Consider the following 15,234-nt stretch of genomic DNA (forward strand, 5'->3'; position numbering starts at 1 on the left):
TAAATTGCTATTATAATTAACACAAGAATGAATTTATTCTAATTTGTTGGAACTGAATATTTTTTTGGATATGAATTGAAGTGGAGGTGAAAAAATTTAAGTGTGATTAAATATAATTTAAAGTAAAAAGTTTAAAGTACTAGAGTACGTTGCGAATACATGGAAAAAATACTAACATTATTTGAATTTACCCTACACAGAGAAAACTATTGTATGTATAAGAAATCAGTTTTGTGTTCGTATATAAGAGATTCCGCCTCGAGATAGAAGAGGAAATTTAGGAGGGGGTACATTGATTTTTGTAAAAATAGTGGATAGGGTCAATGCCATTGCAGAGAAAGTGTTGGCTTTCATTTTAATGGTCATGGCTGTTGTAGTTATGATGCAAGTGTTAGTAAGGTTTGTTTTTGAGCAGTTCTCAATTCCATGGTCAGAAGAAATAGCGAAGTATTTAATGATTTGGTTAACATTTGTAGGGAGTGCAATCGCAACTAGAAAAGCCAAGCTGATAGCAATTGATTCAGTTGTATTTGCATTATCAGAGAGATGGGGGAAAATACTAAAGTTTCTCGCGCATATAATAAGTTTAATTTTTTATGTTATTTTACTAGTCGTTGGTATTGAGTGGTTCCAATTTGGATTTACAGAAACTGCACCTGTCACGAAGATTAGTAAAGCCTACGTATACGCTGCAATGATGGTGGGGGCTGTATTAATGATTATTAATACAGTGACATATTTAATCGAAACATTTCACAACGGGGAAGATATTAGAGGTGCAATGGCTCCAGATGAAATTGACTCTGTTTGAAGGTAAGGAGATGATTTAATGGTTCAAGTGCTATTTATAGGGTTACTTGTTTTGTTCATGCTTTCAGTTCCTATTGCAATCTCATTAGGGATGTCATCTGTTATTGCTTTAAATATGAAAGATCTACCATTAAGCGTGTTAGCCCAAAATACATTCGAGGCCCTAGACTCATTTACGCTTCTGGCAATTCCGTTTTTCATTTTAGCGGGTAACTTAATGCAGACTGGTGGAATAGCGAAAAGGTTGATTGGGTTAGCCAATGCATTAGTAGGTTGGTTCCGTGGGGGGCTAGGATCTGTTGCTGTTTTAACATCTATGTTTTTTGCAACGCTTTCGGGCTCATCTTCTGCAACGACTGCTGCAATTGGGTCTAGCTTAATTCCAGAAATGACGAAAAAGAAATATCCGAAACCCTTTGCTACAGCAATTACTGCATCATCTGGAGAGCTAGGCGCAATAATCCCACCTTCAATCCCAATGATTGTTTATGGGCTCGTAGCAAATGTGTCTGTAGGAAGTCTGTTTATAGCAGGTATACTTCCAGGAATCTTCATTGGAATCACTTTGATGATAACGGTCATTGTCATAGCAAGAATAAAAAAGTTTGATGAAGTCGAGGTAATAACAGTAGGGGAATGGGCTCGAAATCTGTGGAGCGCATTTCGTCAATCTCTCTTTGCGATGCTCATGCCAATCATCATACTCGGGGGTATCTATTTTGGATTCTTTACTCCGACTGAAGCGGCGGTAGTTGCAGTTTTTTATAGTTTAATAATTGGTTTGTTTGTCTACAAAGAATTGAAGTGGAAAGATATTATACCGATATTTACCAAGTCTGCTATTTCAACATCCATAATATTAGTTATTGTGGCTTTTGCTTCCGTTTTTGCTTATATATTAACGATTGAGCAAGTTCCACATAAATTGAGTGAGTTAGTAATTAGTTTATCTGATAGTCCATTGGTATTTCTATTATTAACAAATGTATTTTTACTTATAACGGGAATGTTCATCGAGACATTAGCGGCAATCATTATTTTGGGTCCGATCCTGGCTCCAGTTGCTGTGATATATGGAATTGATCCTATTCACTTCGGGATGATTATGATTGTGAACTTGGCAATCGGAATGGTGACACCTCCATTGGGTGTGAATCTGTTTGTAGCATGTGAAATTGCGGGACTCCGAATTGACCAATTAATTAGACCGGTTCTCATATTCTTAGCTGTTCTAGTTTTTGATTTGATAATAATCAGTTACTGGGCACCTTTGTCAACTTGGTTACCTTCAATAATAAACTAACAATAAAATAATAGGAGTGAGAAGAATGAGGAAAGCATTATATTTAATGTTAGCGCTGTCACTAGTAATGGCGATTGTTTCGGGTTGTTCTGATGATTCAACTGACGCTAGTACGAATGGTGAAGAGAAAAACGTAGAATTGAAAATAGGGCATATCCTAACACCTGATAGTCATTATCAAGTGATGATTGACGAAATGACCAAAATTGCTGATGAGAAATCTGGGGGAACTATCAAGATTACATCATTTCCGCAATCTCAATTGGGGGATGAAATAAAAATGATTCAAGCTGCTCGCTCTGGAACAATCTCAATGTTTGTTACAGGACAAGCTGCATTAGAAAATACAGTAAAAGAATATGAGATTTTTGACATTCCATACTTGTTCGATAATCTTGAACAAGCTAATGAAGTATTGGCTGGTGATGTTGGAAAAAAATACTTGGAAATGCTTGAAGAGCATCAACTAATTGGCTTAGGCTGGTTGACGGCTATGGAAAGAAACGTATTTTCCGATAAAGAAATTAAAGATGTATCAGACATGAAAGGTTTGAAATTACGTGTTATGCAGGCGCCGGGATACGTTGAAACATATAAAGCTTTTGGTGCACAACCTACACCGATGGCCTATTCAGAAGTTTACATGTCTTTACAGCAAGGTGTTGTAAATGGCGGCGATATTTCACCTGACCAATTCATGAATGATCGATTCAGCGAAGTGGCTAAGTATTACAACTTAACAAAATCTCACTATCTTCCTGCATTATTAGTTATGTCTCAAAAGCAATGGGATGACCTTTCGGATAATCAGAGGGAAATCTTGCAAGAGGCTGCCGATGCAGGTTTAAAGAAAGGCATCGAGTTTTATGCACAAGCTTATGATGAGTCACTTGAAAATGCAGAAAAAGATGGCGTGAAAATTGTTGAAACGGATTTATCCGGATTCAAAGAAAAAGCAGATGAAACTCATGATTCACTTATTAAAAGCATCCCAGATGGACAATCGCTTTATGATGAAATACAAGCAGCGAAATCAAAGTAAGATTCCAAAGGTCTAGAGAAGCTTGTGATTATAGAATTTAGTAAGAGAAATAAATGATAAGCATTATAAAACTATGAGGAGGAATTTATTATGGTAAAACTTGAAGGGGTATTCCCAGTACTAATTACACCAATGGTCAACGAAAAGGAAATCGATTGGGACGGATTCAAAAACAACATTGAGCATTTCATCAATGCAGGCGTGGCAGGTCTTACAATTAACGGCAGTACAGGCGAGTTTGTCAGCTTGACAAGGGAAGAGCGTTATAAAGCGGTTGAAGTGGCAGTTGCACAAGTCAACGGTCGAATTCCACTGGTGGTCGGTACGGCGGCTGAAACGACGGCAGATGCGATTGAATTTACACAACAGGCTGAACAGGCTGGTGCGGACGCTTCATTGCTGATCAACTCGTATTATTCACACCCGAAAGAGAACGAAATCTATGAACACTTCAAGGCTGTTGCAGAGTCCGTTACATTCCCGGTGATGATCTACAATAACCCATTCACATCGGGCGTCGACATCAGCACGGAAACGATTCTAAAAGTCGGACGTGACGTTGAAAATATTACACATATTAAAGAATCAAGCGGCGGCATCGGCAAAGCACGTGATATCGCTCGACAAGGCGAAGGTTTCATTAAAGTGTTCTGCGGTTCTGAAGACCTTGCGATTGAATCACTGCTTGTCGGTGCTACGGGCTGGATTTCTGTATCAGGGAACATTGCACCGCGTCTGGTGACGGACTTGTACAACCATGTTCAAAACAATGAATTGGACGAGGCTTGGGCGCTTTACGATAGACTTTTGCCGCTTTGCGAATTCCTTGAAGGATCTGGAAAATACGTGCAAATCGTTAAAAGAGCAATGGATCTGCAAGGGTTAGCGGGCGGGCCATGCCGCAGACCGAGACTTCCGCTTAACGAAGAGGAAGAAGCGAAATTGAAGGAACTTCTACAAAGCTTGGAAACGGTCACTAACTAAGAAGTGGAGGCGGAAAACGAATGGAAGCAACAGACTATAAACTGAAACCGAAAGTGCAGGAATTTTTGCAAGGCGTCAAAGGGCTTTATATTGACGGGGAATACGTACCGGCAATTAGCGGGAAAACATTCGACGTCATTAATCCGGCGACTGAAGAAGTGATTGCGAAAGTAAGTGAAGCACAATCTGAAGATATTGATGCAGCGGTTGCTGCTGCAAGAAAAGCGTTTGATGAAGGTGAATGGACGAAGATGGAGACGGCGGAGCGTTCTCATCTCATCTATAAGTTTGCAGACCTATTGGAACAAAACCGTGAAGAACTTGCACAACTGGAAGCACTGGATAACGGCAAGCCCTATGCAGTCGCGCTGGCAGACGATGTAGATGGTACGGTTCAGCATTTCAGATATTACTCGGGTTGGGCAACGAAAATGGTTGGACAAACAATCCCTGTGTCCAAGGATTATTTGAATTACACCGTACACGAAGCTGTCGGAGTTGTTGGGCAAATCATTCCTTGGAACTTCCCGCTTGCGATGGCTGCCTGGAAGCTCGGTTCGGCACTTGCGGTCGGCTGTACGGTCGTCATCAAGCCTGCAAGTGAAACACCGCTGTCCCTGCTTTATGTGGCGAAATTATTCAAAGATGCCGGATTCCCTGACGGTGTCGTCAATGTTGTGCCTGGCGCCGGCCGAGTTGCCGGAGATGCGATTGTCGGGCATAAGGATGTGGATAAAGTTGCATTTACAGGCTCAACGGCTGTCGGAAAAGGCATTATGCGCAAAGCGGCTGATCAGCTCAAAGGTATTACGCTTGAGCTTGGTGGTAAATCGCCAAGCATCATCCTGGAAGATGCCAACCTTGAGGAAGCAATTGAAGGGGCATTTAACGGAACGATGTATAACCATGGTCAGAACTGTAGCGCTTGTACACGCGTATTCGTTCACCGTTCTCATTATGAGCAAGTAGTGAATGGATTGGTAGAACGTGCAAACGCACTGAAACTTGGACCTGGCATGGATTCGGAAACGGAAATGGGTCCACTCGTTTCAGCAAAACAGCAACAGACGGTTCTCGACTATATCGAAAAAGGAAAAGCGGAAGGTGCACGCCTGGTTGCAGGCGGCAGCAAAGCATTCGATAAAGGCTACTATGTGCAACCGACAATTTTTGCGGATGTAGAAGACGACATGACGATTGCGCGTGAGGAAATCTTCGGACCTGTCCTATCCATTTTTGTTTTTGATACGGTGGAAGAAGTGATCCAACGTGCAAATGATAGTATCTATGGACTTGCTGCAAGTGTCTGGACAGAAAATATTAAAACGGGACATTATGTCGCGAAAAAGTTGCAAGCAGGAACGGTCTGGATCAACGACTTCGGTATTGAAATTGAAACAATGCCGTTTGGTGGCTACAAACAATCCGGTATTGGCCGCGAAATGGGCGGAGAGTACGGCTTGGCAAACTATACAGAAGTGAAAAGTGTGTTTGTGAATATTAAACAATAGAATTTTGATATGTATGACAGTTCCACAAGGAATACACTACAATTGTATAAAATGAGAAAAGCCCAGCCAAATTAATAAACTCGGCTGGGCTTTTTTGTCATATTATAAAACGGAGATTAGTTGGCATATGGACCGGCCGGAAAGTCAATTATGAAAAAATGATGAAGTCACTAAAAGAAGCTTTGAGTATTACTTGATTAAAATCGACTACAATATTTTATGAATAACGTAAAGAACACCTCCTGTGTATTATCGGGTTAGTGAAGAACTAAACTCGATACAGTGGAGGTGTTTTTGTCACTTGGTATTGAATTAAATTTCGAGGCGTGTACCGCGACCATCCGATAACATACGACACCCAACACCTATTTCGTGTTTTTCTTCTTAGCCGCGTTTTCCAGCTTACTCTTCGGAGCTTTTGCAAGGTCCGTATCCGCGTATCCTTGAGAAGTTACACTAGTAGCTTTCTTTCCTTTATCGCTATTACTGTCTTTCGCCATTACCTTCATCTCTCCTTTAACGCCAAATAAATTTATTTTTAACTCATATGATAGTATGTGCAAAAAGGGGAAATCCACACTAATGATTGTAAGGTTTGTCCTGGCAGTTCCTGTACGATAGCAAGATGAAAGAACTATTCCACACGTAATATGGAAAGGAATATCATTTTTCTAAATCGAATTCCTGTTTTTCACCAAAAAATAAACCCCGTTGAACCTCCATAATAGGTTCTCCTTCTGTTAAATCAGCATGTTTCATTTTAAAAGTGACAGTGGCAATTGTGCCCATACCAGGGTTCAATTTCACATCATCCAAATGGAGACTTTTACTGGAATAGATACTTCCTTTATTTTTGATTGTAAAATAAATACTTCTAGTTGAAATGGCGGAATTCTGTGCATTCTCGACATTAAAATAAAAAACATGTTCATTATCATTATGGCTGGATTTGAGAAGTTTTACAGTCATATCCGAAAATTGTAGAGGCTCTGAGAAAAATCCTATTTCATTCTCGGCCTGTGCTGGACCCACTGATGAATTACTGAATTTGAAAATAAAGAAAAAAATCAACAAAAATAAAAAAAGTGCTCCGATTACTACTTTTTTATTTTTTTGAACACTTATCACGGTAATTGCCATATAAAATCCACCATCCTTTATCCATTATTATGTGCCAGTTTGAGGGATTTAATAATGGAAATGTAAAATACAGGTGATTATGCTACATACGACGATTGCCACCAACGAACCTGATAAAGGTCCAATCAAGTCCTTAAAGTCTCCAACGAACCTGATACAGTGTCCTACAAAATCTCTTTTTTGCGGATTTATCTGATTCCCTTCTAACTAAACTTGGAGGAAGAGCCTGCCCGCAAAGGAAACTGCCGCAGAAAACTGAGACGAAATAAACATTACTTGTTGAAAGTTTGGGTATAGATATATTAGAATTAGAATTTTTTTAGAATAGGATGTGCCAATTTTGAAAGGTCTTAAATCTTCATTAGTTATATCTATACTTTTAAATATCTTGTTGATTGGAATGGGAAGTGTTGTAGTGAATAAAATAGGCGGTATTGATTTCATAAAAAAACAAATGCAACCGGCACCTTCCGGAAAGGGAAGTTCAGATTATTATTTCACGAAAAAAAGTATCTTCGAACAGTCTGATGTTAAGGATGTAGATAAACTATTCATCGGGGATAGCATTACGGATTACGGGGAGTTCCAGGAGTATTTTCCTGATGAGGTTGTATTAAATAGAGGAATTAGAAACGACGTCTCAAAAGGGGTATTGAAGCGAATCAATGAAGTGGTTGATCGGAATTCCGAAGAAGCATACCTCATGATTGGCGTAAACGACATTCGTTACTCCACTGATAGTAAGAACTTCGAAAAACGCGTAACCGCGATTGTGGAATCCTTCAAAGGGAAAGACACCACACTCTTTATACAATCCATACTTCCAGTAAACAACAAGATTTTCGGTGAAGAAGTATCTAATAAAAAAGTAAAGAAATTCAATGGGATATTGCAACGAATTGCCGAAGAAAACGGAATCGAATACATCGATTTACATTCCAGTTTCGTGGACAATAATGGACAGTTGGATAAGAAATTCACTATCGACGGTCTCCACTTAAACGGGGAAGGTTACAAGGTTTGGGTGGATATTCTTAGGCAGAAATGACTGCGGGGATAGCACGGGTAGCGTGGGGTGACAGTCACCAAGTCAAATCAGACACTATTCAGAAAACTGTAGATTAACAAAGTGAAACCAGCCAGTTTTCGTGAATGGCTGGTTTTTCTTTGCCTTGACTAGTAGTATTTGCATGACTTTCAGCGGATTTGAAGTTTGGTGCAGAAAATTCACTTAAAGCTATGCCGAAAGCTTTACAGAGAGTTTACAAAACATTACAAAAGGTCACTAGGTCTCTATCTGTCGCCGGTGATAAGATGAAGTGAAGCCTAATTATTCCAATCATTCATTTGATAGGGAGCGGTTTTACACGGAGACATTATCAACTAGTTACCATTCAGAAAGGGGAATTCATTCGATGAGTAAATGGAAATGGAAAAAGCCTTTGAATACCTTTTTGTCACTCGGATTAGTAGCAAGTATGCTGGTCCCAACATTGCCGGCCGTAGCGGCGTCGGAAACTACGGCTTCAGATTTGCTGATTTCTGAATATGTGGAGGGGAGCAGCTTTAACAAGGCGCTTGAATTATACAATGGGACAGGCTCTTCAGTGGATTTAAGCGATTATACGTTGGAACTCTATGCGAATGGGGCGACAGAAACGACATCAAAAATAGCTTTAGCTGGGACATTGAGTAATGAAAACACTTATGTTTACTATCACAAAGACGCGAGTGATGCTATTAAAAGTAAGGGACAGTTGGAAAACTCAAGTGTCATTAATTTTAATGGGGATGATGCGATCGTTCTGAAGAAGTCGGGTGAAGTGATTGATAGCTTTGGACAAGTCGGAGTCAGGGACAACTGGGGCACCGATGTTACATTGGTTCGAAAAGGTGCTGTTACAGCAGGCGATTCAAATCCGAATGATGCATTTAATCGGGACGCAGAGTGGATTGTTCATCCGAAAGATACGTTCGATTATTTGGGATCCCATGACATGGAAGGTTCACCACCGGTAGACCCCGAAGATCCAAAAGCGATCCATACAATCGCGGATGCACGTGCGATGAATGTAGGAGAAACAGTTACGATTAAAGGGATTGTAACCGCAACTTTGAAAAATACGATTTCCGTCCAGGATGAAACGGGTGGTATTGCCGTACGTCTTGCCAATCTGAATGCAGCGATTGGCGATGAAGTGACGTTAACTGGTACATTGGCCGACTACCGCGGTTTGTTGCAATTGGACGGTGCGACAATCGATGCGAAAACTGTAAATGTGGGTGCTTCGCCTGCCAAATCGATTACAGGCGCTGAAGTAGCCGAAGAAAATGAGTCACAGCTTGTCAAGGCAGAAACCGTTGAATTGATTGACGTGGAGGCGGGTGCAGGCTGGGCTAACTACACGGCGACGGATGGTACGGCGGAATTTATCGTTCGTGATGAAGCGAATGAACTGGGACTATCTGTTGGTAAAACTTACGAATCCATAACAGGAATCGTCCAGCAATTCGATAACGATTATCAGATGATTCCGCGATTTGCGGCAGATATCGTTGTGGATAGCTCGATTGTTCAACCCGTCACAGCTAATCCGGCGAGCGGAACATTCGTTGGAAGGACAGCGGTTACACTGTCAACAAGTTCAGCACAGGCAGACATTTTTTATACGGTGGACGGAACTAATCCAGTTGAATTTGGTGTGAAATATGAAGCGCCAATCAACATTTCAGAAAATACGACGCTTAAAGCAGTCGTGAAAACGGAAGACGGGCAAGTGAGCGACGTTAGAACATTCGACTATACAATTACGGATAGCCTTCAAATTCATGATATCCAAGGGGAAAGCCACAAATCTCCATTCGATAATCAGACAGTTGAAGGTATTGAAGGGATTGTTACGTATTCATTCACGCTTAGCGGTTCGACATACTACCATATCCAAACGCCCGACGCTCTGGCGGATGACAATGCACATACATCCGAAGGAATCATTTTGTACAGTGGACGGAACGCTTGGCCGATTCAAGTAGGGGATTTGATAGCTGTTACGGGGAAAGTTAGTGAATATGCCATTGATGGTTTTGCGGACCGTCAGCAGACAGACATGAAAGTTACGCAAATCAATGTCCGTGACGACCAAGGCGGGAATGTGCGGGTCCTTGAAAGAGGCGTGGCATTGCCTACGCCGATTGTCATTGATGAAAACAACGTTCCGGCCGAACTCATTGATGGCGATGGTTTATCCGTGTTCAATCCTGAAACCGACGCCATCGACTTCTGGGAGAGCTTGGAAGGCATGCGTGTCCAGGTTGGAAATGTCAAAGCTGTATCTCCGCAAGAACACGGGGATCTGATTACAGTTGTTGAACAGGCAGCAACAAATACGTTGCATGGCGGTTTATTGCTAGAAAAAGAGAACCAAAATGCGAATCGTATTCAATTTCGTCTAGAGCCGAATAGTGCTGCGCGCAATTTCGAAGTGGCGACCGGCGATAAATTCGAAGGCCCAATTACAGGGGTGGTCGGTTATTCCTTCCAAAACTATAAGATTTATGTTTCTTTGGATGAAATGCAAGCGGCACATTCAAAAGGCAATGCAACACCCGAGAAAACAACGCTTGTCAAAGCGGACGACAAGTTAGCGATCGCATCGTATAATCTGGAAAATTTCTCGAATAACACGAAATCTTCATCAGCAGACAAAGCGCGTAAATTGGCAAGAGCGTTTGCGGAAGATATGCAAAGCCCTGATATTATTGGAGTAACGGAAGTTCAGGATAATAACGGTGAAGATGCGGGTGATTCACAGGCAAATGAAAGCTATGAAAGATTGATTGCCGAAATCGTGAAAGCTGGCGGTGTGGAATATGAGTATGTAAATATCAATCCCGTCATTAATCAAGACGGCGGGGCACCGAATGCGAATATCCGTGTAGGTTTCTTATACAATCCGGAACGCGTTTCGCTGACGGAAGGGCTTCCTCAAGGTGATGCGACAACCGCGGTTGGTTTCGAAAATGGAGTGTTAACGCACAATCCGGGACGCATCGAACCGAATAACCCGGCATTCACGAACAGCCGTAAACCACTTGCTGCACAATTTGACTTCCAAGATGAGAGCGTCATTGTGATTGCGAACCATTGGAATTCAAAATCTGGTGATACACCATTGTTTGGCTCCATTCAGCCGCCAGTTTACGGCAGTGAAGTGCAACGCAAACAAATTGCGACGATCGTCCATGATTTTATTAGCGACATTAAAACGAAAAATCCGGAAGCGAACGTCGTTTCTCTTGGCGACTTTAACGACTTCCAGTTCTCTGATAGCTTACAGATTCACGAAGGCGACATCATGACAAATATGATCAACAAAGTGGAAATGGCCGATCGCTACACGTATCTCTATCAAGGTAATTCGCAAGTACTCGATCATATTTTAGTTTCCAATCATTTGGTCGATCAAACGGAAATCGATATTCTTCATATCAATGCGGACTTTACGGATATGGCCGGTCGTGCAAGCGATCATGACCCTGTACTTGTCCAAATCGGATTCGAGGAGCCGGTCGTTTGGGAACCGATTGAAGTGAAAAAGGTGTATGACTTAGTTCATTTCAAAAAAAAGAAGTTGAACATTGCAGAACCGAGCGTCGCAGTGAAGATGGACGCGAACTCGTTCCTGGACGAAGGTATACTTTTCAAAGGTGATTACGCGGAATTTAGCGGAGAAGGCTTTAAGGTGAATAAAGTGATTCTCCAACCGAAGAAGAAGGGTGCAATCATCGATATGAAAGGTACTATCATGGGCGATGTCATCGTCGATGGTCCCTATAAGCTGCAAATTAGAGGTGCCGAAAATATCAAGGAAATCACCTTCATCAATGGTGCAAATCCAGAGGCAATCGAGTTTTACAATTCAAAAGGGAAACGCATCGGTGATCCTACGGTAGTGGAGAACAAAGCACCCGTCGTCATAAAAACAATTCCCAATAAGACAGTAAAAGTAGGAGAAAGTGTCTCAGTTGTACTGGCTGAGCACTTCTCGGATCCCGATGGAGACAAGCTGACGTTTTCATCAACGAAAGGCTCTGTGGATTCGTCAACGGGCATATTGTCATTGTCGCTTGAAAAAGGCAGTCATATTGTTGGCGTCACAGCGACTGATGGAGAAAAAACGGTAACGACAAGTTTCAGTGTGACTGTGACAGCTGTAGATAGTCCAGCTGACGGTTATTATAAAGAAGCAATCGGAAAAGAAGGCCAGGCGTTGAAAGAGGCCCTTCATGAAATCATTTCGAATCAAAAGCAACTTGACTACGCTGAAGTTTGGTCAGCACTGCAGGAGACCGATAAAGATCCGGCTAATGCGGATAATGTGATTTTGTTTTATTCCGGGGAGTCACGCTCCAAAGACCGCAATGGCGGGAACGTAGGAGACTGGAACCGTGAGCACGTGTGGGCGAAATCACACGGCAACTTCGGGACAAGCAAAGGACCGGGGACTGATATCCATCATCTGCGCACCACGGATGTCCAAGTGAATAGTTTGCGGGGGAATCTGGACTTTGATAACGGAGGCAGTGCTGTCAAAGGCTGTAGCGGATGTTTTAAAACAGCGAATTCCTGGGAGCCGCCAGATCGTGTCAAAGGTGACGTAGCACGCATGCTATTTTACATGGCTACCCGCTATGAGCAAGGCGACCGTGTAGATCTTGAGTTAAATGAAAAACTTAACAATGGAAGTGCCCCCTACCACGGGAAACTTTCGGTTTTATTGGAATGGCACGAATTAGATCCAATCGATGCATTCGAACAAAATCGAAACGAAGTCATTCAGGAATGGCAAGGCAACCGAAACCCATTCATCGATCATCCCGAATGGGTGGAACTGATTTGGGGAGAGAGTAGTTCAGAAGAATTTCGGATTGCTTCTTGAGTAGGGTTGTAGTGGTGGGAGTTGGAATTGAATGGAGTTGAAGCGGTGACAGTCACCACTACAACTTGGAAACAATTCAGAAAACTAAGCGCGGTTCCATTTACTAGTTAATTCAATATAAAAGCTGAACCCCATATCAAGGGGTTCAGCTTTCTTAATTGATTGCTGGAGTTGTAGCAGTTTTTTTCGGTGAGAAACCGCCAAGAAATAGTTTCCCGTGCGGCATCATTTTTTGAATGATGATGGAAACAATGATTGGAATGAATAATCCAAATGCCGTGAATCCAATAATGCCATATGTGAAATAATCATTTAACAAAATATCTGTGAAAATATGCAAGTACATAATGGAAAGTGAGTGTTTCTCGACATGTTGCAGCCAGTTAAGCGACATTCGGGAAGTGATGAATTGGAATCCGCCCACCAATACGAGTGTGAATGACAGTGGGATGACCAAATCTAATAGGAAATGATCATAACGCAAAAATTTCATGCTTAACCGATAATCAATTAGACTTAAGCTATCAAGCAAGACTGCAGTTACACTGACAACAACCCCCGCGATCATCCAGCGTTTCGTGACGTTCGTCCAAATATCCTTCATGTAATAGCCGAGCGCGAAATAGACGACCGCCATAAGTGCAACGTCGATATTCCAAATCATTGGAATCGCTTGCGAGGCTTCAGATGGTTTTCCGCCAATCACATGCATCGCAATGATGCTTTCAAAGTGGGCGATTATATAAAAGATAGCCAGAATAATGAACTGTTTCGTGCGGCTGAAGTACTTTGTCAGCCATAAGAAAAACAAATACGTAAAGAATAATGTCGTAACAAACCAGAAGACGCCATAAGCACCTCGTACGAAACGACCGCCAACGGCAATTGTCGATAAATCATTTATATACCACGATAAATCCGTATTGCCCGACCCTATTTCTATCCCATAACGAATCAACGTAATACTTACCAGGAAAAACAAATAGGGGACAATCAGTTGCATAAAACGTTTGTGTATCGAAAGTTTTAGCAGGCCTTTTTCCACTACGGGCTTAAAAAACAAACCACTCAAAATGAAAAATGCCGGCATATGAAACCAATAGATATACTTCGAAAGAGGGAAATCAAGTTGTCCCGGATAATGACCAATCACGACAAGAATCATTAAAAATCCCTTCGTGACATCCACCCAGGATAAACGTTTCTTATTCATAACTCTACTCCTCCAGAAAAATGACCTTTTTCAAGTGTATACCCCTATCCCAGGTTTTTATAGCGATGTAACAGTATTGACACGAGAATGAAAGAAAGCTGGAAGTATTTGCGGGTATTGTTGCAGGGGCTGAGTACAGTGGGGTGCCGGTGGGATTGACAGTGGGGTGACAGTCACCACTACAACTCTGGAACAATTCAGAAAACTTCCATAGGGTCCCATATTGTGACGGAATAAAGAAGTACGCAACAATTCCATATTATTCTTTTGGCTAGAACACGACATTCACTAGAAAATGAATTACAATAGTATTCAGTTCATAGCAAAAGTCGACAAACTTCGCGAATTGCTTGTTTTCTATATAGATTAGTCCAAGGGGAAGAGGGTGAATTTCATTTGTTGCATCATGAGACGCACATTTTAAGTCCGAAGCATGATTGGATCGTATTCCTTCATGGGCTGGGCGGCAACTCAAATATCTGGTATAAACAAATACGTGAATTTAAAAAGCATTTCAATCTGCTTTTCATCGACTTGAGAGATCATGGAGGGTCTGTGGATTACGAACCTAGTTTACCTGAGTACACACCGGAAGTATTATCCAAAGACGTTGTGAAGGTGATGGATTTCTTAGCAATTGAAAAAGCTCATTTCGCCGGCATTAGTTTAGGCTCTGTCATTATACATGCGTTGCATATATACGCGCCTAGTAGAATCAAAAGCATGATTTTAGGCGGGGCGATCATTCGATTAACGCCTGTCGCTAAAGCGATATTGAATACAGGGAATCTTGTTAAAAACATAGTCCCGTATATGTGGCTTTATAAAACATTTGCACATATCCTTATGCCGAAAGCACACCATAAGAAGTCGAGAGATGTCTTCATTAAAGAGGCAAAGAAGCTGAGTCAAAAAGGTTTTATTAAATGGTACAAATTCGCTGCGAAGGTTTGCGGGATTTATCCGCAAATTGATAGTGAAAAACATGCAATCCCTAAGCTTTACATTATGGGAGACCAGGATTATATGTTTCTTGGACCTGTCAAGGAAGACACTATACATGATAAATCGTCTTCCCTGCATATCATTGAGCATTGTGGACACGTTTGTAACATAGAAAAACATGGCGAGTTCAATCGGATTGCGATACAATTTTTCAAAGAACAGGAATTGCTTTCAACTACTTTGTTAACCAAGAAGTGTGCCAATACTGCATAGAATGAAAATGAAAACCAGCCAACGATCTTGAATGGCTGGTTTTTTCAATGTGTTCCTTCGCGTGTTATGATTGT

General features: G+C 41.5%; 11 protein-coding genes. 8 read left to right on the top strand and 3 right to left on the bottom strand.

What is annotated here, in order from left to right; translation table 11 throughout:
• Positions 1–292: 292 nt before the first annotated feature.
• The 5 genes from HDC33_RS02565 (at position 293) to HDC33_RS02585 (ending at position 5,650) form a co-directional block, all read left to right on the top strand.
• On the top strand, positions 293–811 hold the full coding sequence (locus HDC33_RS02565) for a TRAP transporter small permease (RefSeq protein WP_179390960.1): 519 nt from the start codon (positions 293–295) through the stop codon (positions 809–811).
• Positions 812–829: 18 nt separating this feature from the next.
• Positions 830–2,113: a TRAP transporter large permease gene (locus HDC33_RS02570; protein ID WP_179390961.1), complete on the top strand. Its 1,284-nt coding sequence runs from the start codon at positions 830–832 to the stop codon at positions 2,111–2,113.
• 25 nt (positions 2,114–2,138) lie between these two features.
• The gene (locus HDC33_RS02575) at positions 2,139–3,155 is read left to right on the top strand and encodes a TRAP transporter substrate-binding protein (protein ID WP_179390962.1); all 1,017 of its coding nucleotides are present in this window, start codon (positions 2,139–2,141) and stop codon (positions 3,153–3,155) included.
• Positions 3,156–3,245: 90 nt separating this feature from the next.
• Positions 3,246–4,139, top strand: coding sequence for a 4-hydroxy-tetrahydrodipicolinate synthase (gene dapA, locus HDC33_RS02580; protein WP_179390963.1), 894 nt, complete (start codon positions 3,246–3,248; stop codon positions 4,137–4,139).
• A gap of 20 nt (positions 4,140–4,159) precedes the next feature.
• Positions 4,160–5,650, top strand: a complete 1,491-nt coding sequence (locus HDC33_RS02585) for an aldehyde dehydrogenase family protein (protein ID WP_179390964.1) — start codon at positions 4,160–4,162, stop codon at positions 5,648–5,650.
• A gap of 365 nt (positions 5,651–6,015) precedes the next feature.
• On the opposite strand, the gene HDC33_RS02590 is transcribed toward HDC33_RS02585, so the two are convergent.
• Positions 6,016–6,150, bottom strand: coding sequence for a small, acid-soluble spore protein L (locus HDC33_RS02590; RefSeq protein WP_179390965.1), 135 nt, complete (start codon positions 6,148–6,150; stop codon positions 6,016–6,018).
• Positions 6,151–6,313: 163 nt separating this feature from the next.
• Complete coding sequence (locus tag HDC33_RS02595; RefSeq protein ID WP_179390966.1) at positions 6,314–6,790, bottom strand: hypothetical protein; 477 nt, start codon at positions 6,788–6,790, stop codon at positions 6,314–6,316.
• A 331-nt stretch (positions 6,791–7,121) separates the two neighbouring features.
• Between HDC33_RS02595 and HDC33_RS02600 the strand changes: the two genes are divergently transcribed.
• Together HDC33_RS02600 and HDC33_RS02605 are read left to right on the top strand one after the other, a co-directional pair.
• Entirely contained in the window at positions 7,122–7,838 is a 717-nt protein-coding gene (locus HDC33_RS02600; RefSeq protein WP_370457397.1) for a GDSL-type esterase/lipase family protein, read from the top strand.
• Positions 7,839–8,205: 367 nt separating this feature from the next.
• Positions 8,206–12,729 carry an endonuclease gene (locus tag HDC33_RS02605; RefSeq protein ID WP_179390967.1) on the top strand — a complete coding sequence of 1,508 codons (4,524 nt, stop codon included), beginning with the start codon at positions 8,206–8,208 and terminating at the stop codon, positions 12,727–12,729.
• Between the two features lie 154 nt (positions 12,730–12,883).
• Here HDC33_RS02605 and HDC33_RS02610 read toward each other — a convergent pair whose 3' ends face one another.
• Positions 12,884–13,942 carry an acyltransferase family protein gene (locus tag HDC33_RS02610; protein ID WP_179390968.1) on the bottom strand — a complete coding sequence of 353 codons (1,059 nt, stop codon included), beginning with the start codon at positions 13,940–13,942 and terminating at the stop codon, positions 12,884–12,886.
• Positions 13,943–14,338: 396 nt separating this feature from the next.
• Here HDC33_RS02610 and HDC33_RS02615 point away from each other — a divergent pair, with 396 nt between their 5' ends.
• Positions 14,339–15,160 (top strand): alpha/beta fold hydrolase, encoded by an 822-nt coding sequence (locus HDC33_RS02615; RefSeq protein WP_179390969.1) that lies wholly within the window; start codon positions 14,339–14,341, stop codon positions 15,158–15,160.
• The last annotated feature ends 74 nt before the right edge of the window (positions 15,161–15,234 follow it).

This window comes from Sporosarcina sp. JAI121, from assembly GCF_013408665.1.
GTDB lineage: Bacteria > Bacillota > Bacilli > Bacillales_A > Planococcaceae > Sporosarcina.

Coding starts and splice junctions, on each gene's coding strand:
- HDC33_RS02570 (WP_179390961.1), top strand. CDS start 830: ATGGTTCAAGTGCTATTTATAGGGTTACTTGTTTTGTTCATGCTTTCA.
- HDC33_RS02610 (WP_179390968.1), bottom strand. CDS start 13,942: ATGAATAAGAAACGTTTATCCTGGGTGGATGTCACGAAGGGATTTTTA.
- HDC33_RS02575 (WP_179390962.1), top strand. CDS start 2,139: ATGAGGAAAGCATTATATTTAATGTTAGCGCTGTCACTAGTAATGGCG.
- HDC33_RS02605 (WP_179390967.1), top strand. CDS start 8,206: ATGAGTAAATGGAAATGGAAAAAGCCTTTGAATACCTTTTTGTCACTC.
- HDC33_RS02590 (WP_179390965.1), bottom strand. CDS start 6,150: ATGGCGAAAGACAGTAATAGCGATAAAGGAAAGAAAGCTACTAGTGTA.
- dapA (WP_179390963.1), top strand. CDS start 3,246: ATGGTAAAACTTGAAGGGGTATTCCCAGTACTAATTACACCAATGGTC.
- HDC33_RS02595 (WP_179390966.1), bottom strand. CDS start 6,790: ATGGCAATTACCGTGATAAGTGTTCAAAAAAATAAAAAAGTAGTAATC.
- HDC33_RS02585 (WP_179390964.1), top strand. CDS start 4,160: ATGGAAGCAACAGACTATAAACTGAAACCGAAAGTGCAGGAATTTTTG.